The following is a 21,510-nucleotide window of genomic DNA, read 5'->3' as shown; positions in this document are numbered from 1 at the left end:
ATCCCACACTTAGACATGAAAAGCAGAAGGCGTGCGGCTCAAAATGCGTATGAGCGCCTGGGTAATTGCACAGACTTACCGACCTATTTGCATTCGACCTGACCAATCATTTGCGTCGGATTTGACCAACATGCTGCGTGGACATAACCGGCAGATAACGGCCGATTCTGTTGAAAAAGTCGGATTTTCAAATGGCCTGAACTCAGGCACGACCACCACCGGAGAACCTACTCACCACATTGAGTGGTTTTTCGGCCCTTCGGTGACCTTTGCTGCTCTGCTATTGGGTTAATTTGAGGTTTTTTGCTTGGTGCAGGCGCACCTATCCCGTGACTGGTGGCCCTTGAGATGAAAATTTGGCCAGCCGTCGCAGGTTCTGTACCGCAGCGGCCAGCGTGAACTCATCCGTCGCGCCACTCATGCCACGTAGCCGCAGGCGATCCAATTTCAGGATGCGCTTGAGGTGGGCAAACAACATTTCGACCTTTTTACGTTCGTGGCGAGAGCGCTGATATCCCGGCGTTGCTGCAATGCGCCGAGCCACATCGCGAGCGGCTTCATGGACGCTGCGAGCGATCTTGCGAATCGAAGTGTTCGGGCATCCATGATCACGCCGTGCTCGGTATCGATCAGATAATTCGTGGAGTAAGCGTAGAAAGCAGGGCCGCCTGGAGCAGCCGTCCAGCGGGCCTGAGGATCCGTCAGCGACAGGCGTTTCGGTAGCGTTTCGGCCAAAGCCTCCTCATCGAGGCCTTCAAGGTACTCACGCACGGCGCGAGTGCTCAGGGCCGGATCGCTCCAGTTGATCTGTTCATCACCCGGTACGCCGCGCTGCCGACTCGCATCCGCCTTGATGATGCTGGCGTCCACGGCAAAGCCTTCACCTTTGACCAAGCCTGCGTCCATGCAACGACGCAGCACTTCATTGAACAACCAGCGAAACAGATCGCTGTCCCGAAAACGGCCGTGTCTATTTTTGGAAAAGGTCGAGTGGTTGGGGACTTCATCTTCAAGGCTTAACCGGCAGAACCAGCGATACGCCAGGTTCAAATGGGCCTCTTCGCACAGCCGCCGCTCTGAGCGAATGCCGTAGCAATAGCCCACGATCAGCATGCGGATCATCAGTTCAGGATCAATCGACGGACGCCCGATAGGGCTATAGAAATCGGCGAGGTAATGGCGCAGGTCACTCAGATCGAGACACTGATCAATGCTGCGCAGAAGATGATTGGCTGGGATGTGATCTTCAAGGTTGAACGAGTAAAACAGCCGCTCCTGCCCACTCGATAACTGTCCCATCATGCTCTGTGATCCCCCGCCGGCCAATGAAGCAATTTTGCCGCAGGTCAAACAGGGGAGCTACTTTTTCAACAGAATCGGCCAATAGCGGACAGTCGCAGTGTCTAAAAAACTAAGGATAATTCAGTAGCTTTTTATCATTATTACTCATAGGGATATCTCAGGTTAGCATTGCAAGACAACACCTAATCTGATGGACACTTCGCCGCCGTAGCGAACACTTAAAATCAGACCGCATGAAACCTGCATGCAGACATTTAAGCCCGCAACATCTATGACTATTAAGAGAGCGCTGGCACGGGCGCGCGGTTTATCCGCACGCTCCGTACCTAGATCAGTCAGAGCAGACCGATTTCCTTGGCCGTTCTATCCACTGCACGCTTGGTCTTCTCTACCAACTCGTCCAGCTCGCTGCGGTTAGCGATGAGCGCCGGTGCCATGATCATCCGGCCCAGGGTTGAGCGGATAATTACACCTTCTTCGAAACCGATGGTGCGGCAGCGCCAGGCGATATCGTTCTCATTGGCGAAGCGCTTGCGGCTGATCTTATCTTCGGCGAACTGAAGCGCGGCAACCAGGCCGGTGCCTTGGATATCGCCGACTAGCGGATGGTCACCGAACACCTGACGCAGGCATTGCTGCAGGTACGGGCCGGTATCGTTCTTCACCTGACCGACAATGCCCTCGTCGCGCAGTGCCTTGATATTGGCCAGCGCCACGGCTGCGGCCACCGGGTGACCGGAATAGGTCAAACCGTGGGCAAACACCCCGCCCTGCTCAACCAATATCTGGGCAATGCGCTTGGACAGCACCAGACCGCCCATGGGAATGTAACCCGAGGTCAACCCCTTGGCGATCGACAGGGTGTCCGGTTCAAAGCCGAAGTACTCATGGGCGAACCACTCGCCGGTACGGCCGAAACCACCGATGACTTCGTCGGCGCACAGCAGCACGTCGTACTTGCGGCAGATGCGCTGAATTTCCGGCCAGTAGCTTTCTGGCGGAAAGATCATGCCTCCAGCACCCTGGAACGGCTCGGCGATAAAACCGGCGACCTTGTCGGCACCCAGTTCGAGAATCTTCTCCTCCAACTGACGGGCAGCACGCAGGCCGAATTCAGCAGGAGTTAAGTCGCCACCGTAGGCGAACCAGTACGGCTCATCAATGTGTTCGATGTCCGGGATCATGCCGCCCATTTCGTGCATGAACTTCATACCACCCAGCGCAGTACTGGCCAGGGTCGAGCCGTGGTAACCATTCCAACGGCCGATCATCACTTTCTTCTCTGGCTTGCCGAGAATCTGCCAGTAGCGCCGTACAGTGCGGATCAGCACCTCGTTGGCCTCGGAACCCGAGTTGGTGTAGATGGCGTGGCTGTAGTGGCCAGGCAACAGGCTAAACAGTAACTCGGACAACTCCACCACTGCCGGGTGTGTGGTGTGGAAGAACATGTTGTAGTAAGGCAGTTGCTCCAGCTGCTGAGTTGCAGCAGCTGCGAGGTCTTTGCGGCCGTAGCCGAGGGCGGTGCACCACAGACCTGACATACCATCGAGGTAGCGATTACCGTCGTTATCCCAAAGGTTCAGACGATCGCCTTTAACCATCACACGCGGCCCTTCGGCGTTCAGCGCCTTCTGGTCGACGAAACCATGGATGTGGTGAGCAGCATCCAGAGCCTGATAGTCACGGGTTTCTCGGATTTTTTTGTTTAGCGCATTCATTACAGCTCTCCTGCCCACTCAGGGGCCTCACTCTTCGACCGCAAGCGGCCTGTTAATCGTTGTTCGGGTTCAAAGCATTTTCAATGGGTTCGGGGGTGAACAGCGGCTTGCGCATCACCAGCTTGATCCACAACACCGCAATCAACGAAATGATGCCCAGCACTACACCGGCACTAGTGAATATCTGCACGGTCAGTTCCGGCGAAGGTGAGGCATGCCACATTGCGTAGAACATACCAACGATGCCAAACAGCTGCGGCAGTGGATAGAACGGGGTGCGGAAAGGCCGAGCCAAGTTCGGATAGCGCATGCGCAGCACGATCACATCGACGTGGACAATGATGTAGGCCAGCAGCCAAGCCAGCGCAGCGGCGATCAACAGCAGGTTGATCGAGTCGACGCCCATCAGCAGGATCGGCAGGCCGGTGATGGCAGCAACGAATAATACTGCCACCCAAGGCGCGCCAGTGCTTTTGCTAAGGCGTTTGAAGCAAGGGAACGCCTGGCCGTTCTGCGCCATGCCGCTGAGCATACGCGGAATAGCTGCCAACGAAGTGTTGAGGGTGCTGCAGGTGGCGGTGATAGCGGCGGTCACCAATAGCAGCTGCCCCGTCTCACCGAATACCGCGGTGGCGAACAGGTAGTGCGGCAAGCCGTTACTGGCAAGTTCTTCCTGCGGCACCATTAGCAGTGCGCCCAAGCAGTAAAGGCTGATGGTGAAGAAGATCACGCTCACGCCGATGATCATCGAGAGCGGAATATTACGCTCCGGACGACGCGACTCTTCCACTAGCGGGCAGACAAACTCAGCACCGACGAAGCCCCAGATTGCCAGTGCGGTCAATGCAAGCACACCGAAGCCCATCGGGTTAAAACCCTCCAAACTCAGACCAAGGCTAGTCAAAGGCGCAGCGTTTTCATGGCCGACAGCACTAAAACCAAGCAGCAGCAACACCACCACCATCACCACCGCCAATACCGACTGCAAGCGGGCGAAGATGTCGATATTGAACAGGTTGAGCACGGTGAACAGGCCCAGCACACCGAAGGCCACCGTCATCGACGGCAAGGCATGCGGGTAGACTTTTTCAATGATCAGATCGAGCAGCAGCAACTCGGCCGACAGGGCGAACATGGCCACCACTATGTAACCGGAAAAGGTCGCAAGAATCGCCGGGAACTGACCAATCGCGACTTCGGTATAGCTACTCAGGCTACCAGCCCGCGGGATCATCAATGCCAGCTCGGAAAACGAGAAGGCGTAACTCAGGGCCAGCAGATATGCCAAGCCCAGCGGGATGATAAAGCCCAGTCCGGCAATGCCGGCCCCCTGCAACATCAGCACCATGACTCCTTGCGACACCACCAGGCCGATGGCAACGGCCAGCAGGGAACCAAGGCCGAGCGCCTTACGAGGGATTTTGGCGCGCGCTTGCGGCAGCGCGCTGGTAAGCCCAACACTTGTATTTTGCGTCATTGCTTCATCCTTTTTTGTAGTTGTAGGGATGCACGTCTGGCTTAACGCAGCTGAAACCAGGTGGTTTTCAGCTGGGTGTACTTATCGAATGAATGCAGTGACAGGTCGCGGCCAAAACCGGACTGTTTACCGCCGCCGAAGGGTACCGTCACATCCAGGGCGTCCACTGTATTGACCGACACCGTGCCGGCATTAAGGCGGCGGGCGACGCGGTGGGCGCGGTTGAGGTCATCGCTCCACAGCGAAGCAGCCAGGCCGTAGATGCTGTCGTTGGCGAGGGCTACCGCCTGGTCTTCGTCGTCGAAAGCGCTGATCGCCAGCACTGGACCGAACACCTCTTCGCGGGACAAACGCATGTCTGCGCTTACTCCGGTAAACAGCGTGGGCTGTACAAAGTTATTCGAGCCATTGATCGTTAGGCGTTCACCGCCGCACACCAGCTTCGCGCCCTCGGCGCTGGCGCCGGCGATAAAGTCCATCACCCCTGCCGTCTGCCGCCCATCGACTAGGGCACCGGCACGGCTGTTAGAATCAAGTGGATCGCCCGGCTGCCACTGTTTAGCTTTTTCGCGCAAACGTTCAACGAACTCGTCGTGGATCGAACGCTGCACCAGCAAGCGCGAGTTGGCGGAGCAGACTTCGCCCTGGTTGAAGAAAATCGCGAAGGCGGCTTTTTCGGCGGCCAGGTCCAAGTCTTGGCAATCATCGAAGACCAAACTCGGGCTCTTGCCGCCGCACTCCAGCCACACCTGCTTGAGGTTGGATTGTGCCGCGTACTGCATGAAGTACTTGCCCACCTGGGTCGAGCCGGTGAACACCAGGCAGTCGACATCCGGGTGTAAGCCCAGGGCTTTACCGGCGCTTTCACCGAGGCCTGGTAGCACGTTCAGCACGCCTTCCGGCACGCCTGCTTCCAGCGCCAGTTCAGCCAGACGTAAGGCGGAGAACGGCGATTGCTCAGCAGGCTTGAGCACCACGCTGTTACCCGACGCCAGCGCCGGCGCCAGCTTCCAGGCGGCCATATCGAGGGGGAAGTTCCACGGCACCACAGCAGCTACAACGCCGAGTGGCACGCGGGTAATGGTAGCCAGCACGTTTTGTGCGGTAGGGGCCACTTGGTCGTAGAGCTTATCGAGGCTTTCCGCGTACCAAGCGAACACATGAGCGGCGCCAGGCACGTCGATGTTCCAGGCATCCATCACTGGTTTGCCCATGTTCAAGGAGTCGAGCAGCGCCAACTCCTCGCGGTGTTGCATCATCAGCTCGGCCAAGCGCAGCAGAATTTTCTTGCGCTCGCCCGGTGCCATCCGTGCCCAAGGGCCCTGCTCGAAAGCCTGGCGGGCGCTCTGCACAGCCAGATCAACCTCGGCCTCGCCACAGGCGCTTACCTTGGCCAGCAGTTGATTGGTTGCCGGATTAATCGAATCGAAGGTCATGCCTGATGCTGCAGCAACCTGCCTGCCGCCAATCAGCGCCTTGTCGATAAACACTTGGCGGGCGGCCCGCTGTTGCCAATAGCTGAGATCTAACACGCTGCACTCCCTCATCGACCACCAGGGTGGTGATTCTTTTATTGAATTGAGGGTGATGGTGCGACATCGCTCGACAGAGGAAAATTATTAAAAATATGTTTCGCCTATATAAAAAAGCGAGGCAAGCGCGGCACTGCCCTCTGGTGTAGCTAGGGTATGGTGAGCAACCCGTAATAAGCGGCTGCTGACTGCTGGACAGCCTTGGCAGAAGCGCTGAGCGACTGATAACCGCAAGGCAAAGCGTGTTTGCCGGCTAAGCTGGCGAACAGCAACACTGCCCCTCAGTGACGCAGGTACAGCCGGGCGCTTCCAAAAGTTGGCCTATACACAACCATCGTGGACAGCCAGCATCGCTATTAGCTGTTTAATCGCTCTGCCCAGCTGTGGGCAGCATCAGCCCAGAAGAGGTTTGCGTGGCCATCTATACCTTACGTCAGCTCAAATACTTCGTGACCACCGTGGAGTCCGGCAGCGTTGCCGAGGCCTCACGCAAACTGTATATCGCTCAACCGTCGATCTCCACCGCAATCAAGGGGCTGGAAGATAACTTCGGCGTGCAACTGCTGATTCGTCACCACGCACAGGGCGTATCGCTCACTCCGAGCGGCGCGCGCTTCTATCGCAAGGCACAAGAACTGCTGCGCATGGCCCATGAGTTTGAACAGAACGCCCTGGCCGATAACGACATCGTGGCGGGGCAAATCGACATCGGCTGCTTTGAAACAGTCGCCCCGCTGTACCTACCCCGCCTGATCGCGGGCTTCACCGCGCTCTATCCCGGTGTGGAGATCCGCCTGCGCGACGGCGAACAGCAGGAACTGGTGCAAGGCCTCACGGCGGGCAGCTTCGACCTGGCGTTTCTCTACGAACACGATCTCGACAACACCATCGCAACCGAACCGCTGATGCCGCCGCAAAAGCCCTATGCCCTGCTACCCGAGGGCCACAGGTTCACCAAGCAGGCCCAAGTCTCGTTGCGCGACCTGTGCCTAGAACCGATGATCCTGCTCGATGTGCAGCCGAGTCGCACCTACTTCGTCAGCCTGTTCGAAGAGCTTGGGCTGACGCCGAACATTGTCTTCAGCTCGCCGTCGATCGAGATGGTGCGCGGCATGGTCGGCCAGGGTTTCGGTTTCTCCCTGCTGGTCACCCGGCCACACTCCGAATGCACCTACGACGGTAGAAAGGTAGTGCCGGTGGAGATCGCCGAGCAGGTGATGACCTCGGGTCTGGTCTCCGCCTGGCTCAAACGCGCACACCTGACCAAGCCGGCGCAGATGTTCGTTGACTACTGCAAGGAACAGTTGGGAGCTGCCACGACCAACCAAAAGTCGACTGTCGAGTCAAATTAACAGCCACTTAAAAACCTCGCATTCAGTCAACTGTTTTGAAACGCGCCATTCGCCACGCCCCAAAAGGTAGACCATGACTTACACCTCGTGAGCTGCACCACTTAATTGGCCGGTTTCACCTTGCCTAGCTTGCGCTAATGGTTTAACAACTCGCTAAGTGCGAAACACCTGCAGACCATTCTTTAGCGCCAGCGCTGTATCACCTAAATCGGCCGCAGAGCGATTTATCGCATCCACATCCTTGTGCGTGCGCTCGAAGACCTCACGCATGCCGCCTAGTCGGCCCGACATATCTGCTACCGAGTGTTGAATGTCCTCGCTGCTCAGCAGCGCTTGATCCACCGTACTGCGCACCTGATTCATTTGCAGCTGGAGAGCATCAAGGGCCGCCAGCGTATCGTCAGCTCCCCCTGCGAGTTGCCGTGACCCTTCCGCCGTATTGCTCATACGCTGGGAAATATGCCGTATAGCGTCGATGACCTTATCAATCACTTGGTGTGCGTTGCTCAACACACCCTGCGTTTGCCCTGCCAGCTTGCGCACTTCGTCGGCGACCACAGCAAAACCACGCCCTGCCTCACCTGCACGGGCAGCTTCGATCGCCGCATTCAGCGCCAGCAAATTAGTCTGCTCAGAAATAGCCGTAATCATCTGTAGAACTTGGCTAATCTGCCCGGCATCGCGACTTAATTGATCCAGGTCGGCGGCCAGCTCAACGTTAACCAAAGCACTGCCGTGCACATCACCAATCAGCCGCTGCATTTCACCGTGGGCTTCGCTTAATTCGACACCGGCCAATTTTAGATTATCGCGCACCGCGCCAGCTAAGTTAGAGGATTGTTCGGCAGCCTGTTGAATCATCTGGCCATGCTGATCTACATCCGCCAGCTGGCAAGCAGCCTGCTGAATTTGCCGAGTAATGTCGCTGGCACACTGTTGGAAGGTGTTCGCCAGTTGCTGATTGCTGTTAGCCATTTGCAAAGCACTGGCCAGCGTCTGCCACAAATCTTTTAGTAGCCCGGCAAGGCGCTGCCCCATGCGCCCCAGCTCATCACCGCTGATTACCTTAACCGGGTAGGTGAGATCTCGGCTGTCGGAGATATGGTTAAGCTGATCGGTAAGCTGGCGCACTGTACTCACCAAAATCAGTGCGGCCAGCCAGGAAAGCACCAAACCAATAGCCAGCGTTGTCAGACCGATAAGCAACAAACTATGCAGACTAGCGTCGATCGCTTGCTGGAGGCTATCAAGGGCAATGTCTGCGGCGACCACGTAAAGCTGACCACTCTCAGTAGTCAGCGGCAGGAAGATCGATCGAAAACTGCCGTAGCTGTCAGTGTATTCAGCAAACTGTAATTTCCCTGTACGCGCTGCAGTGCCTACAGCAGGGTTGGCATCTTGGTAATACTCCATGTGCTTAGCAAAATTGCCGCCTGCAATATCCTCCACGCTGGCCCCATCGGAGATAAAGAACACCTTGCCATCGCTTTCGATCATCAAGGTGTAGGCAAATTTCAACCCGACTTCAGCGGCATACTCACCAAGCTCGCCGACCCTTTTCATGTACTCGCCCGGCATCAGGCCGCCACTCGTCCTGGCTCGTTCCAGGTAGTCGTTGCCGAGCAACCGAGGTAAGGCATGGGCTGCAGCACGCAGACGGTTATCCATTTGCTCACGAATATCCAAGCTTTTTACGTACTGTGCATAACTGATAAAGGTGCCAATACTAATCAGGTTAACCAGTGTAAATGCCATGAGCAGCTTACTTTTCAGGCTTGCGTTGCGCAGCAGCGGCATGTCTGAGATTCCATTCAATGATGGGGGAGCGCTGATCTATCTTTAATCAGCAGTGGGAAAGAGTTGTGTGCGCTCATGGCCAATGTGCGCTTGCTCAGGAGCACTGACAGCCGGAAAATTAAGCGTGAACCTAAAAAAATCCCACCAACCGGCCGTGCAGCGGATGGTGGGCAAAAGGTGATTCAAAAACCGCGCTGCAACCACTCCATTAATCGCACGAGCATCGCATCACAACCATCCAACTGTTCCTGGCTGACGAACTCATCAGGCTTGTGCCCTTGCTCCATACTGCCCGGCCCGCAAACTACGGTAGGGATGCCCGACTGGTTGAACAGGCCGCCCTCAGTGCCGAAGGCGACGGTGCCGAATTCACGGCTGCCGCTGATCAGCGCCAACAGTTCGGCCACCTCACTTTGCGGGTCGGTAGCCAGGCCTGGGTAGGCCGACAACGGCTGGAAGGCAATAGCGCTGGCGTCGCTGCGCTGGCGCATCGACGGCAACAATTGGCTTTCGGCATAGCCGGCCAGCTGATTGACCACCTGCTGCGCATCGAAGTCCGGCAGCGCACGGATTTCGAAGTCGAACTGGCACTCGGCCGGGACAATATTCAGCGCCCTGCCCCCCTGTATCACTCCGGTTTGCACGGTGGAGTACGGCGGATCGAAACGTTGGTCGTGCAACTCCGGCTGGGCCAGTTGCTCGCCAATCTCGCCTAGTTTGCCAATCAAGCGCGCGGCGTACTCGATGGCATTAACCCCCAGCGGCGCGTAGGCCGAGTGGCAGGCGGCGCCCTGTACCTGGCAACGCATGGCTAGCTTGCCCTTGTGGCCGAGCACCGGCTTGAGTTCCGTCGGTTCGCCAATAATGCAGGCGATGGGCTTATTCGGCCGACTCTCGAGCGCACTCAACAGCGAGCGCACGCCCAGGCAGCCAACCTCCTCGTCATAGGAAAAGGCCAGGTGCACCGGCACCCGCAGCGGCTGGGCGAGAAAGCCCGGCACGGCCGCCAGCACGCAGGCGATATAGCCTTTCATGTCGGCCGTGCCGCGACCGTAAAGCTTGCCGTCATGCTCAGTCAGCTGGAACGGCTCGACCGCCCAGGCCTGCCCAGCCACCGGCACCACATCAGTGTGGCCGGACAACACCACCCCGCCACGATCGGTCGGGCCGATTGTGGCAAACAGGTTGGCCTTGCTCCGTTCGACGTTGTAATCCAGTTCACTCGCCACCCCCAAATCGTTGAGGTAGTCGTGGATAAACTCGATCAGGGCCAGATTGGACTCGCGGCTAACCGTGTTGAAAGCAACCAACTTGGCCAGCAGATCACGGCTAGAAAGCATGAGTAGTTCCTTTTGAATAAAACAACAGAGCAGTTGAGTAGCGCTGCGCGTTACTCGTCGCCGGGTACACCGTAGCTAGGGGCGGATGTCGGGTTAAGAGCGCGGGTCAGGTAGTCCTGCATCTGCGGACGATAAGCCTGCCAGAGCTGGTCGAGTCGACCGATGGGGTCTTCGTCAACCCAGTCCACACGCAGGTCGACAATCGGCCAGATCAGCTCACCAACCACCGAGAGCGCCGCCGAATGCACCGGCCCTGCCTCGCCACCCGCGGCCATGGCAGCGTGCATGGCCGCTAACAGACGCTCGGACAAACAGCCTTCGGCTTGCTCGAAAGCCGCGACCATGGCTTCAATGACCTCTGGTCCGGCCAAAAGGTTGCCGGCGGCGACGCAATGCTCACCCGCCAACGCATTGTGCGTGCCCAAGGCTTCGCTACCGGTAAACACGGCAGTGCGGCCTTTACTGTCGACCACTGCGACCTGGCGGTACTGGCTCCAACCATTGCTGCTCAGCGCACGGTCCAGAGCCGCGCTCGGCTCCTGATCAGCATCCAGCAGGTCGAGGATCTGCGGGCCAAGCGCCGGCAAGGTGATGTTCTGAGTCGCTACCGCACCGACCCCGGCACGCAGCCAAGGGCAGCGGGCGCCCACAGCAATGCTCGAGGAGCTGATGGCAATACCCAACTGGCCGGTTTCGGCACAGTGGCCAACGATGGAGAATGTCATGTTTGCTCCTTGAAAAAGCTCAAAGCGTTATGGGCGAATCCCAGACAGGACGAGGACTAATAGGGAACGCTGCGGTTGCAGCAGCAAACCAGCATCTTCCTTGCAGCACTCAACCCAGCGTGGTCGCGCGCAATATCTGTCAGTCAGGAATGACCGCGATCACATCGATCTCCATCAACCACTGCGGCTGACCGAGGGCGGTGACCACCAAGCCGGTGGAAATCGGGAACACCCCTTTCAACCATTTTCCGACTTCCTGGTACACCGGCTCGCGGTAGCGCGGGTCGATCAGGTAGGTGGTGGTCTTGACAATGTGGCGGAGGTCGCTGCCGGCTTCCTCGAGCAGTTGCTTGACGTTTTTCATCGCCTGCTCGGTCTGCGCGCGCGGGTCGCCAAGGCCAACCAACTGGCCGTCGAAGTCGGTACCTACCTGACCACGCACATACACGGTATTACCGGCGCGCACGGCTTGGCACAGATCATTGTCCAAACTCTGGTTGGGGTAGGTTTCTTTGGTGTTGAACATGCGGATGCGGGTATGGGTAGGCATCGACTTACTTCCATTATTCTGGCTATTGAACAAAAAGTCAGGGCATGAGCCTGCAACACTAAGCTGCGCTCACTCTGCTGATTGGCGCTGCGTGGCATCGCGATAGGAGAGGTATTTGCGCTGCGTGGCGATATGCCCAGCAATATGCTTGGCATCGTGCCAAACGCCCCAGATGAAGCTGGAACCGCGACGCGACAGCCATGGCAGACCGACAAAGTAGATGCCCGACTCGCTGGAAACGCCGCGCTGATGTTGAGGCTTGCCCTTCTCGTCGAAGGTGTTGACCTTCATCCAGCTGTAATCGACGGCAAAACCGGTTGCCCAGATGATCGAGGTAACGCCGGCGGCAGCCAGGTCGAGTTGCAGAATCGGCTTGGTCACACACTCTGGATCGGGATAGACATTGCGCGCTTCAGGCTCGAGCGGCAGGTCGAGGCCATTACGCTCAATGTAGGCATCAGCGGCATCCAACAGCGACAGGTAGTTCTGGTCACCGCGGGCCAGGTTGTCAGCCAGATTAGCCTGGAAGGTCACCACGCCGTCGTTAAACGACTGGGTCAGGCCAACCAATTTCATGCCCTGATGGGCAAGGCCGCGGAAGTCAACGGTATGGCCGCCACGCGCGCCGCTCACGGCAATGGTCACGTGCTCTTTGCCCGGCTCGGCGATCTCCGCATCCCAGAGACCTAGAACCCCCAACCACCAGCAGAAGTCACGGCCACGATAGGCACGTGGCGGACGGTCATGAGCGCCCACCGAGAGGTAAACCTGCTTGCCGGCACGCTGCAGTTCATCAGCGATTTGCACCCCGGAAGAGCCCGCACCCACGACCAGCACCGCGCCCTCGGGCAGCTGCTGCGGATTGCGATAGTCTGCCGAGTGCATCTGTACGATACGCAGATCTTTAGGCGCGATCGGAGGAATAACCGGGGTCTGAAAAGGCCCGGTGGCCGCCACCACACGGTTGGCTTCGATCAACCCCTCAGATGTTGTGATGATGAAGCCTGGGCGATCGGCATTGCGCTCTACGCTTTTTACTTCGACGCCGGTGCGAATCGGCATATTAAATTTCTTGGCATAGGCTTCGAAGTAATCGGCCACGCGCTCTTTCGGGGCGAACGCATCTGGGTCGACATCATCGAACTCAAGGCCAGGGAAGCAGTCGTGCCAGGCTGGGCCATTGGCGACCAGCGAATCCCAGCGGCCGGTACGCCATTTTTCAGCGATTCGGTTACGCTCAAGCACAAGGTGAGGAACTCCGAGACTACTCAGGTGCTCGCTCATGGCCACACCGGCCTGACCAGCACCGACAACCAGGGTGTCTATTTGTATTTTTTCTACTGTCATGTCTGTGCACTTCTGCAAGGCGGGTTGGTTCAGATCGGTCACTGTTATTTCCTCTGACGTTGCTCGTGATACCCCACGCTGCATGTGTGCGTGGAGTAATACTGGCCGCATTTTGCTCACGCATCAGGTCATAGCGAAATTATGATTTTTGTAGCCGTTGGCTAGGTAAAAACTGGGCAGAGACAAACGGCGCGCCAGCAAAGCATCTGTAACCGATATGATTTTTTGATGTTTTTTCTCACGATGAATCGACCCTACTTTCGTAGACGCATTAAGTGACTGCTTCTGGCCGGTTAGCGACGGCCTGACTTCGACCGTCGCTATACATTCAAGCCTCGGTCTGTTCCGCCATCTCCAGGGCGTCATCGACCTCAATCCCCAGATATCGAACGGTGCTCTCCAGCTTCGTATGGCCGAGCAGCAGCTGAACCGCCCGTAGGTTCTTCGTCCTGCGATAGATCAGTGATGCCTTTGTTCGCCTCATTGTGTGAGTGCCATACATTGCTGGATCAAGGCCAATGGCTTTCACCCAGCCTTTGACGATACGAGCGTATTGACGAGTGGATAGATGGTCTGAGGTATGCAGCCGGCTCGGGAAAAGGCAGTCCTCGCTGCGGAGCTGGGCTTGATGTATCCAAGCCGCGAGAGCAGACCGTGTTTGTTCAGTGATCTCGAACTGCACTGGTCGCTGCGTTTTCTGCTGCATCACCATGGCTCGTGATGACACGTGCTCACCATGGGCAATGTCACGCACACGCAGTTTGGTTAAGTCGCAGGCTCGAAGCTTGCTGTCGATGGCCAGATCGAAGAGAGCCAGATCTCGGGTTCTTTCTGCAATTTGAAGCCTTACTCGGATGGCCCAGATATCTCTCAGTCGGAGCGGGGTTTTCTGTCCGACCAACTTTCCTTTGTTCCAAGGCTGACGGCTGCAGGCATCAATGATTTTCATGGCAAGTCCTCCTCATGAGGGAGAACAAGCATGGCTAGCCAGAGCACCGGTCGCTAACGGCCATAGCAGCCAGTTGCGTCAGGCAGAAAACGATCCGAAGCAGCCTGTTGCAGCCCCTTAAACACCAGAGTCCACTTCAGCCTGCAGGTTGGTGTTCTGCTGTTTACCTATTCACATCCACCACTACACGACCCCGGATCTTACCGTCGAGCAATTCATGGGCAACCGGTATGGACTCGCTCAGGCCGATCTCCCGGGTAATTTCATCCAGTTGTGCCAGATCCAGCCCGATGCAAAGGCGCTCCCAGGCTTCCACACGCTCTTTGTAAGGGCGAGTCACGCTGTTGATACCTAGCAGGCTTACGCCGCGCAGAATAAAAGGCGCTACCGTTGACGGAAAATCCATGCCTTGAGCAAGGCCGCATGCTGCAACCAGACCGTCTGCGCGAGTGCCCGCACACACGTTGGCGAGGGTATAGCTACCGACTGAGTCTATCGCCGCAGCCCAGCGCTCCTTTGCCAGTGCACGCCCCGGACTGGACAGCTCGGCACGATCAATGATGGTCGTTGCACCCAGGCGTTTCAGGTAATCGGCTTCCTCAGGTCGGCCAGTGGCAGCGATCACGGAATAACCTTTACGTGCCAACAACGCGATGGCGAAGCTGCCTACCCCACCATTGGCACCCGTTACCAAAACTTCACCGCACGCTGGAGTCAGGCCGTGGCGCTCCAACGCGATCAGGCAGAGCATTGCGGTATAACCTGCGGTTCCGATCGCCATGGCCTGACGCGCACTTAATGGTTCAGGCAAGGGGATCAGCCAGTCGCCATTGAGCCGGGCCTTCTGTGCCAACCCGCCCCAATGCCCCTCGCCCACGCCCCATCCATTGAGCAGAACCCGATCACCCGCTTTGTATGCAGAGTGATTGCTGGTTTCAACGGTTCCGGCCAGATCAATACCGGGAATCATTGGAAATTTACGAACTACCGGGCTACTGCCACTAATAGCCAGTCCATCTTTGTAGTTCAGAGTGCTGTAGGCCACACGAACGGTGACATCCCCATTTGGAAGTTGCGCATCATCCAGTTCTGTCAATTTTGCTTGGTAAACATCTGCGTCTTTATCAACAAGAATTGCCTTAAACATTGCCAGCTCCAATTTAGACCGATCGTCTATTAAATGGCGAAGAAAATCACCGCGTAATACCTGTGAGAAATCCATTAGTGAATACATCCAGTGGCCGCACATCCTGTACCAGCCTGGCGCGTAAAACCGCACCTTCCCAGCCGATCCAAAAAAAGGCCGCCAGGGCTTCGCAGTCACTATCTGCGTCTATCTGCCCCTGATTGACCGCTTGGCGCAAACAGATAGTTAAACGCTTTTGCCAATCGAGCAGTACGTCCTCCAACTCATTGCGGAAGCTCTCGGGTAAGACAACGATTTCCTGACCAAGATTGCCGACTAGGCAGCCCCGACGGAACTGGTACTTGATCATTCCGGACTTGGCGTCCTCAACAAAGTTTCGCAGGCGCTGGAGGGGCAGCTCCGTAGTATCCAGCAACCAGCGATCCAGCTTGCGGGCAAAGTAATCGGCATAACGGCGCAAGACCGCCTGCCCGAAGGCTTCCTTACTGTCGAAGTAGTGATAGAAAGAGCCCTTGGGAACACTGACCCGCTTGAGGACCGCGTCGATGCCGGTTGCTGCAAAACCTTGCTCGGTCAGTACCTCCATCCCACAACGCAGTAGTGCCTCGCGTGTGTCAGCGTGCTCACGGGCAACGTTTGGCGGGCGGCCTCGACGGACTTGCGGCTTAGTAATAGTCATGGTCGATATATTAGACCGATCGTATTTAATGTCAACACACAACACTCATTGCCATTACCAACGCATACCTGTGCGGCTTGTATAGCGGGATAGCGCGTTGAAGACGCTGCATAACTAGCCAATTTGCAAAAAGGCTGCACCTCCATGCTCAGGAGGTGCAGCCGACTTCTAACAAAGCGTCAGCGGTGCGCCTTCACTTCATGGTCGGCATGGAGAACTCGGCGCCTTCACGCACACCGGCCGAAGGCCAGCGCTGGGTAACGGTTTTACGCTTGGTGTAAAAGCGCACGCCATCGGGACCGTAAGCATGCAAGTCACCGAACAACGAGCGTTTCCAGCCGCCGAAGCTGTGATAGGCCACCGGCACCGGTAACGGTACGTTAATACCGACCATGCCGACTTTGATGTTGTCCGAGAAGTAACGCGCTGCTTCGCCATCGCGGGTGAAGATGCAGGTGCCGTTGCCATACTCATGGGCATCGATCAGGTCCATGGCTTCCTGCATGCTGTTAACCCGCACTACTTGCAGTACCGGGCCAAAAATCTCCTCCTTGTAGCTGAGCATTTCCGCGTTGACGTTATCGATCAGCGTGCCGCCGACGAAGAAGCCGTTTTCATAACCGGCTACCTTGGGGTGGCGGCCGTCGACCACGATAGTGGCGCCCTGCTCTTCGGCACTGTTGATATAACCCACCACCTTTTGCTGGTGCGCTTTGGTGATCACGGGACCGAAGTCGTTGCTCTTTTCCGAGAAGGCGCCGACCTTCAGTGACTGCATGGCTTTTTGCACTTTCTCCACCAGCGCATCGGCAGCGGCATCACCCACGACCACCGACAACGCCATGCAGCGCTCGCCGGAGGAACCAAACGCGGCACCGAGCAGCTGATTAACCACGTTATCCATATCGGCATCGGGCATCACGATGGCGTGGTTTTTGGCGCCGCCCAGTGCCTGGCAGCGCTTGGCGTTGGTGGCTTTGTAGATGTACTCGGTAATTGGCGTCGAGCCGACAAAGCTAACCGCCATTACGCGCTCATCTCAGGAGCAAGATTCAACGGCAGCATGACTCAAAGTGTCGAGTCCAAATTCAGGCGAGCTCTCCTGGGTTAATGCCAGAATTCGCCTGGATCAGTAGACCATTACATGGTGGCCAAGAGCGAGAGTGATCTCGGTTGCGATAAACAGGGTATCCCGATTGCACTGCAAGTGAACGATCAGACGCCAGCTGTACTCCATGAAGATCCCATCCGGTCTTCCTAGGCGGATACAGAACCTGTCCGCCAACCCCTGAAGCGACGGCTGGCCCATGCCCCCTTAGAAGCATGGGCCAGTTTCCACCTCAAAGATGAGAAAAGGGACGGTAATATCTGTCCACAAACTCAGCGACGGTTCCCCCCTCTAGACACATGGAAGAAAGGGAAAACAAGCTAACACCGATTAAAACACAGCTACATCGCGGATAAAGCGCGTAATCCAGCCCTGCGTGAGTGGCCATATCGCTGAAGCTGGATGCCTCTAATGGGCTGTATAACCCATAAGGGACAGGCAGCTAACGCTCTATCACCCCCATTCTGGGGTATGTCGCCGCGCTAATTCCATAGGGCTAATACGCGCATATGCTGTTCTTGGGCGCACTCCTGAAGGATTGGCGATAAGCGCAGCCTGGTACCTGGCACACACTGCGCTAGGCGAGCCAGCGAACGTGGGGTCAGGGCGCCCAATCGGGGGTAGCCACCGATGGTTTGGCGGTCGTTGAGCAGAACGATCGGCTGGCCATCCGGCGGTATCTGGATAGCACCCAGGGGAATACCTTCGGAGATCAGTGCCTTTCCCTGGTAGCGCAGGGTCGGGCCAAGCAGGCGCACGCCCATGCGGTCGGCCCTTGAGTCAACTTGCCAGGGGCTGTTGAAGGCATCGAACAGGCTCTGTCCAGCGAAGTCGGCGATCTGTGCACCCAGCACGGTTTCCAGGGGTTTGGCCGGGCTCAGATCGGGGATCCTATTAGCTTCTAGCTCCCTTGGCGCCGGGGACGTGTTGGACCAGCGGAGTCGATCGCCTATCGCCAACGCCTGACCCGAGCCGTGAAGGCCGCCCAGGCCTTCACGGCAGACAGTGGACTTGCTGCCCATAGTTGGCGTCGCATCGAAACCACCTGGGGCCGCTAGGTAGGCCCGCGCGCCCTGGATCGGCTGTCTGAATACGAGGCGCTGATCACGGCGCACGAGAAAACTGCGCCAGGGCTGTATCGGCTGGCCGTCGAGGGTGGCGCCGAGGTCGGCGCCGGCAAGGGCCAGGCAGGCATCCTGCTGGGCAATCAGACTGAGGCCGCCGAGGGTGATCTCGATCACCGCCGCTCCCAATGGATTGCCCAGCAGCCAGTTGGCCCAGAACATGGAAATCCAGTCGGTGGCGCCGCCCTGGGTCACGCCAAGCTGGCGAGTCCCGAAGCGGCCGCTGTCTTGCAGCTGGATCAGGGTGGTGCTGCGTTCTACCAACAGGCCACTCATGCATTCGCCTCCAGTGGTGTGTCGTCGCCGCCGAGACGGATAAATTCGTCATGGCTGACCGCTTCGAAACGCACCCGGTCGCCCGGTTGCAGAAGGCTGTAGCCGTTCAGGGCGCGGTCAAACAGCCGTACCGGCGTGCGCCCTATCAGGTTCCAGCCACCGGGCGAGACTTGGGGGTAAGCGGCGGTCTGACGTTCGGCAATGCCGACGCTGCCGGCTGCCACACGCTTGCGCGGGGTGCTCAGGCGCGGGCTGGCGAGTATTTCCTCTACCTGGCCCATAAAGGCGAAACCTGGTGCGAAGCCGAGTGCAAACACCTGATACTCGTGGGCACTGTGGCGCTCGATGACTTCGTTAATGGAACGCCCGCAGCGGGATGCCAGCAGCTTCAGTTCCGGGCCGACGCTGGGGTCGTACCATACCGCCAGGCGATGAGTGCGACCACTGCCGCTACCGCCGGCATCAGGCTGCAAATCGTCGAGAGCCTGAGCGATCAAAGCCCGCGCGTCGCTCGCGAGCAGTTGGCGTAGGTCGTAATGGACCATCAGCGTGGTGTAGGACGGCACTAGGTCAATCAGTCCCTGACCGAAGCATTCGCGCAGACGCCGGATCGCGGCGAGCATCCAGGGCATGTTGGTTTCGTCAATGACATCAAACAACCGCACCATCAGGCAGTCGACGGCGACGATTTCGATTCGGATCTTCATACCGTCTGCGGCTCCTTGAGGGCCTGGCGAATGCGCTTCACAGCGGCAATCGAGCCAGCGTTATCTCCATGTACGCAGAGGGTGTCGACCTGAAGCTGCAGAAGGCTGCCGTCACTGGTGACCAGGCTTTCGCCGCGAGCCAAGGCTAGAGCCTGGCCGACCACGGTTTCGCTGTCACGGTGCACGGCCCCAGGCAAGCTGCGTGAAACCAGGTGGCCAGTCGGATCATAGGCCCGGTCGGCGAAGGCTTCGAACCACAGCGGCACGTCAAACTCGTCGGCAAGGGCTAGGGCAGAAGCGTTATCTCGCGTAGCCATGAGCATTAGCCGCAACTCTCCCCCATAAGCGGCCACCGCCTTGACTACCGCTCGTAGTAACTTGGGGTCGCGCATCATGTCGTTGTAGAGCGCACCATGTGGCTTGACGTATTGCACTCGACCGCCTTGCGCGCGGCATATACCCTCCAGTGCGCCAATCTGATAGAGCAACAGATCTTCGATCTCTTGCGGCGAGCAGCTCATGGAGCGGCGACCGAAGCCGACCAGGTCCGGATAGGCCGGGTGAGCGCCGATGCGTACGTCGCTGGCCAGGGCCAGGGCCACGGTCTTACGCATAGTGGCCGGGTCGGAAGCATGGAAGCCGCAGGCGATATTGGCGCAATCGATATAGGGCATAACCTCAACGTCGCAGCCCATTGTCCAGGCCCCGAAGCTTTCCCCGATATCGCAGTTCAGTAGTAGTGGTGTGTTCATGGTCGGTGACTCCTGCTTAAGCTGTGTAGCCAGGCTGCGAAACACCCGGGACGGGAGAGCGCCCGGGTGTCGATTTACCCTGTCGTTACTTTTCCCACTCGGCTTTGGGTATAAGCAGGCCATGATTGCCGTTATAGGAGGCGCGCTCGGGCTGTTTCCAACCGTCCAACAGCGACTCGTCGAGGCGGTAGATTTCCACGCCCAGCGGCCGGCAGACTTTGAGCGGATCTTCTGCGTCCGGGCCCCACATCGGCAGGGACAGGTCACCGCCCGGGCAAGTAGAGAGGGCGCACAGTAGATCGATTTCAGCGAAGAACTCTAGGTAATCACCTTGTTTCGCCGGGCAGGCCTTCATGAAGTACATGTCGTCGTGATTGAGGCCGGTGCACTGGAAAATATTCAGCACGTCATGCACATCGAACTCGGTCAAGCCGTGGGGCAACACGGCGCGGGTCAGATTGGAATGGCAATGGTGATGAAAGTCTTCGCCGGTGAGCATCTTGTTCACGTAGGGGTCGCAGCGGGTGCCCAGCAAGTCGTGCAGGCGACCGCCATGTTCGTCGATGCCGAAGTCGGCCAGGCTGTCATCAGTGATGGTAACCATCGGTCGTAGAAAGGGTAGGTTCGACCACAGCCGGTCGTAAGTGGTGACGTGAGCGCCCTGCAACTGGCGGGTACGGGCTGCCCACATGCGTTCGCGGGGGTCGTTGGCACTCCACACGTTGAAGTCGCCGACCTGGGGGCCGACAGGGGTGGTCACGCGAAAAACATGACCGGCCGGCACTTTCCACGCACGGCCGGTGCGGATCGGTACCTCGAATTGCTCGACCAGGGTGCGACTTTCCTTGGATTCGCGCACGCGGTCATAGAAGGCTTTGTCGACCTGCAATGCGGCGCCTTTGCTGACTTGGTAGGCCGCTGGATAGTCTTTGTGCATGGAGAGTTCTCTTTATCAGTGTTTTGGAAAGCTGCTTAGAATGTCTAGCAGCACGAGCTCGGAATCGTTGAGGTAGCTGCTCATGGCTTCCTCGGCTTCTTTCTTGCGGCCGTCACCCAGCAGGTCGTGGATATGCCGGTCACGCTCGAGCCAGGGTTTCTGGAAGGTTTCCTCGCTGGGGGCGTTGGCAAACACCAGGCGCATTTGGGCCGTGACATTGGTGAAGAATTCGTCGAACAGCGGACTGCGTAGCAGGCCAACGATATGTTGGTGAAAACGCAGGCTGTGGGTACCGAAGGCTTGCCAGTTCTCGCGCTCCCGGGCCAGTTGCGCCGCCTCGATAGCCTCGAGCATCAGGTCGGACTGGTATTCGCGCAGCGGCTTGCTCGCTGCGATCGCCTGCAATTCGAGGGTGCGGCGGACCTTGAAGATATCGCGCACTTCGTCGATGCCCAGCTGGCGCACCATCACGCCTTTGTTACGCACGTAGCGAGTCAGGCCTTCGCGGCCTAGCTGGTGCAGCGCCTCGCGGACCGTATTACGCGAGGCGCTGTAGGCTTTGACCAGATCGCTTTCTACCAGTGGCATGCCCGGTAACAGGCGTCCGCCGATGATGTCTTTGCGCAGTTCGATGGCGACCTGGTCCGTCAGCGGCAGACTTTTTTCCTTGGTTTGACTCACTATTGCGCTC

The 21,510-nt window shown here is 57.8% G+C and carries 16 protein-coding genes and 4 pseudogenes; 1 reads left to right on the top strand and 19 read right to left on the bottom strand.

Going from position 1 to position 21,510, the window contains the following annotated elements; all coding sequences use genetic code 11:
* Window positions 1–322 precede the first annotated feature (322 nt).
* The 4 genes and pseudogenes from L9059_RS00830 to L9059_RS00815 form a co-directional block, all read right to left on the bottom strand.
* Window positions 323–1,302: pseudogene (locus tag L9059_RS00830) on the bottom strand (transposase).
* A gap of 335 nt (window positions 1,303–1,637) precedes the next feature.
* Complete coding sequence (locus L9059_RS00825) at window positions 1,638–3,020, bottom strand: aspartate aminotransferase family protein (protein ID WP_247285828.1); 1,383 nt, start codon at window positions 3,018–3,020, stop codon at window positions 1,638–1,640.
* A 52-nt stretch (window positions 3,021–3,072) separates the two neighbouring features.
* On the bottom strand, window positions 3,073–4,497 hold the full coding sequence (locus L9059_RS00820) for an APC family permease (protein ID WP_247285826.1): 1,425 nt from the start codon (window positions 4,495–4,497) through the stop codon (window positions 3,073–3,075).
* Window positions 4,498–4,538: 41 nt separating this feature from the next.
* Complete coding sequence (locus tag L9059_RS00815) at window positions 4,539–6,029, bottom strand: aldehyde dehydrogenase (protein WP_247285824.1); 1,491 nt, start codon at window positions 6,027–6,029, stop codon at window positions 4,539–4,541.
* A 413-nt stretch (window positions 6,030–6,442) separates the two neighbouring features.
* Between L9059_RS00815 and L9059_RS00810 the strand changes: the two genes are divergently transcribed.
* Entirely contained in the window at window positions 6,443–7,381 is a 939-nt protein-coding gene (locus tag L9059_RS00810) for a LysR substrate-binding domain-containing protein (RefSeq protein ID WP_247285823.1), read from the top strand.
* Between the two features lie 153 nt (window positions 7,382–7,534).
* Here the strand turns inward: L9059_RS00810 and L9059_RS30790 are convergent.
* The 15 genes and pseudogenes from L9059_RS30790 to L9059_RS00740 all read right to left on the bottom strand — a co-directional run.
* Window positions 7,535–8,029, bottom strand: a pseudogene (locus L9059_RS30790) (methyl-accepting chemotaxis protein); the annotation flags it as partial.
* Between the two features lie 381 nt (window positions 8,030–8,410).
* A pseudogene (locus L9059_RS30785) lies at window positions 8,411–8,794 on the bottom strand (methyl-accepting chemotaxis protein); the annotation flags it as partial.
* A 566-nt stretch (window positions 8,795–9,360) separates the two neighbouring features.
* The gene (argE, locus tag L9059_RS00800; RefSeq protein WP_247285819.1) at window positions 9,361–10,518 is read right to left on the bottom strand and encodes an acetylornithine deacetylase; all 1,158 of its coding nucleotides are present in this window, start codon (window positions 10,516–10,518) and stop codon (window positions 9,361–9,363) included.
* 50 nt (window positions 10,519–10,568) lie between these two features.
* A complete protein-coding gene (locus L9059_RS00795; RefSeq protein WP_247285817.1) occupies window positions 10,569–11,243 on the bottom strand; it encodes a DUF1028 domain-containing protein in 675 nt (224 codons plus the stop codon).
* A 139-nt stretch (window positions 11,244–11,382) separates the two neighbouring features.
* Complete coding sequence (locus tag L9059_RS00790; RefSeq protein WP_247285815.1) at window positions 11,383–11,793, bottom strand: RidA family protein; 411 nt, start codon at window positions 11,791–11,793, stop codon at window positions 11,383–11,385.
* A 69-nt stretch (window positions 11,794–11,862) separates the two neighbouring features.
* A complete protein-coding gene (locus L9059_RS00785) occupies window positions 11,863–13,182 on the bottom strand; it encodes a flavin-containing monooxygenase (RefSeq protein WP_247285806.1) in 1,320 nt (439 codons plus the stop codon).
* 286 nt (window positions 13,183–13,468) lie between these two features.
* Window positions 13,469–14,089, bottom strand: a complete 621-nt coding sequence (locus tag L9059_RS00780; RefSeq protein WP_247285804.1) for a tyrosine-type recombinase/integrase — start codon at window positions 14,087–14,089, stop codon at window positions 13,469–13,471.
* A gap of 163 nt (window positions 14,090–14,252) precedes the next feature.
* Window positions 14,253–15,236 (bottom strand): acrylyl-CoA reductase (NADPH), encoded by a 984-nt coding sequence (gene acuI / locus L9059_RS00775; RefSeq protein ID WP_247286812.1) that lies wholly within the window; start codon window positions 15,234–15,236, stop codon window positions 14,253–14,255.
* Window positions 15,237–15,282: 46 nt separating this feature from the next.
* A complete protein-coding gene (gene acuR, locus L9059_RS00770; RefSeq protein ID WP_247285802.1) occupies window positions 15,283–15,915 on the bottom strand; it encodes an acrylate utilization transcriptional regulator AcuR in 633 nt (210 codons plus the stop codon).
* 193 nt (window positions 15,916–16,108) lie between these two features.
* Window positions 16,109–16,954, bottom strand: a pseudogene (locus L9059_RS00765) (aldehyde dehydrogenase family protein); the annotation flags it as partial.
* 551 nt (window positions 16,955–17,505) lie between these two features.
* Window positions 17,506–18,423, bottom strand: a complete 918-nt coding sequence (locus L9059_RS00760; RefSeq protein WP_159897468.1) for a 5-oxoprolinase subunit C family protein — start codon at window positions 18,421–18,423, stop codon at window positions 17,506–17,508.
* Window positions 18,420–19,130, bottom strand: a complete 711-nt coding sequence (locus L9059_RS00755) for a 5-oxoprolinase subunit B family protein (RefSeq protein ID WP_159897469.1) — start codon at window positions 19,128–19,130, stop codon at window positions 18,420–18,422. Before L9059_RS00755 ends, L9059_RS00760 begins: the two co-directional genes overlap by 4 nt.
* Window positions 19,127–19,882 (bottom strand): 5-oxoprolinase subunit PxpA, encoded by a 756-nt coding sequence (locus L9059_RS00750; protein ID WP_247285800.1) that lies wholly within the window; start codon window positions 19,880–19,882, stop codon window positions 19,127–19,129. Before L9059_RS00750 ends, L9059_RS00755 begins: the two co-directional genes overlap by 4 nt.
* Before the next feature lie 85 nt (window positions 19,883–19,967).
* Entirely contained in the window at window positions 19,968–20,819 is an 852-nt protein-coding gene (locus tag L9059_RS00745; RefSeq protein WP_247285798.1) for an urea carboxylase-associated family protein, read from the bottom strand.
* Window positions 20,820–20,834: 15 nt separating this feature from the next.
* Window positions 20,835–21,500 carry a GntR family transcriptional regulator gene (locus L9059_RS00740; RefSeq protein ID WP_247285797.1) on the bottom strand — a complete coding sequence of 222 codons (666 nt, stop codon included), beginning with the start codon at window positions 21,498–21,500 and terminating at the stop codon, window positions 20,835–20,837.
* Window positions 21,501–21,510: the final 10 nt, after the last annotated feature.

Origin of the sequence: Pseudomonas violetae (assembly GCF_023072615.1) — a bacterium.
GTDB classification, from domain to species: Bacteria; Pseudomonadota; Gammaproteobacteria; order Pseudomonadales; family Pseudomonadaceae; genus Aquipseudomonas; species Aquipseudomonas violetae.
Note: the sequence above shows the minus strand (reverse complement) of the source record. Positions and strands in the feature narration are given on the sequence as shown.

Excerpts from the sequence above, each read along its gene's own strand:
- L9059_RS00745 (WP_247285798.1), bottom strand. The coding sequence starts at position 20,819 with ATGCACAAAGACTATCCAGCGGCCTACCAAGTCAGCAAAGGCGCCGCA.
- L9059_RS00825 (WP_247285828.1), bottom strand. The coding sequence starts at position 3,020 with ATGAATGCGCTAAACAAAAAAATCCGAGAAACCCGTGACTATCAGGCT.
- argE (WP_247285819.1), bottom strand. The coding sequence starts at position 10,518 with ATGCTTTCTAGCCGTGATCTGCTGGCCAAGTTGGTTGCTTTCAACACG.
- L9059_RS00755 (WP_159897469.1), bottom strand. The coding sequence starts at position 19,130 with ATGAAGATCCGAATCGAAATCGTCGCCGTCGACTGCCTGATGGTGCGG.
- acuR (WP_247285802.1), bottom strand. The coding sequence starts at position 15,915 with ATGACTATTACTAAGCCGCAAGTCCGTCGAGGCCGCCCGCCAAACGTT.
- L9059_RS00780 (WP_247285804.1), bottom strand. The coding sequence starts at position 14,089 with ATGAAAATCATTGATGCCTGCAGCCGTCAGCCTTGGAACAAAGGAAAG.
- L9059_RS00790 (WP_247285815.1), bottom strand. The coding sequence starts at position 11,793 with ATGCCTACCCATACCCGCATCCGCATGTTCAACACCAAAGAAACCTAC.
- acuI (WP_247286812.1), bottom strand. The coding sequence starts at position 15,236 with ATGTTTAAGGCAATTCTTGTTGATAAAGACGCAGATGTTTACCAAGCA.
- L9059_RS00795 (WP_247285817.1), bottom strand. The coding sequence starts at position 11,243 with ATGACATTCTCCATCGTTGGCCACTGTGCCGAAACCGGCCAGTTGGGT.
- L9059_RS00750 (WP_247285800.1), bottom strand. The coding sequence starts at position 19,882 with ATGAACACACCACTACTACTGAACTGCGATATCGGGGAAAGCTTCGGG.
- L9059_RS00820 (WP_247285826.1), bottom strand. The coding sequence starts at position 4,497 with ATGACGCAAAATACAAGTGTTGGGCTTACCAGCGCGCTGCCGCAAGCG.
- L9059_RS00760 (WP_159897468.1), bottom strand. The coding sequence starts at position 18,423 with ATGAGTGGCCTGTTGGTAGAACGCAGCACCACCCTGATCCAGCTGCAA.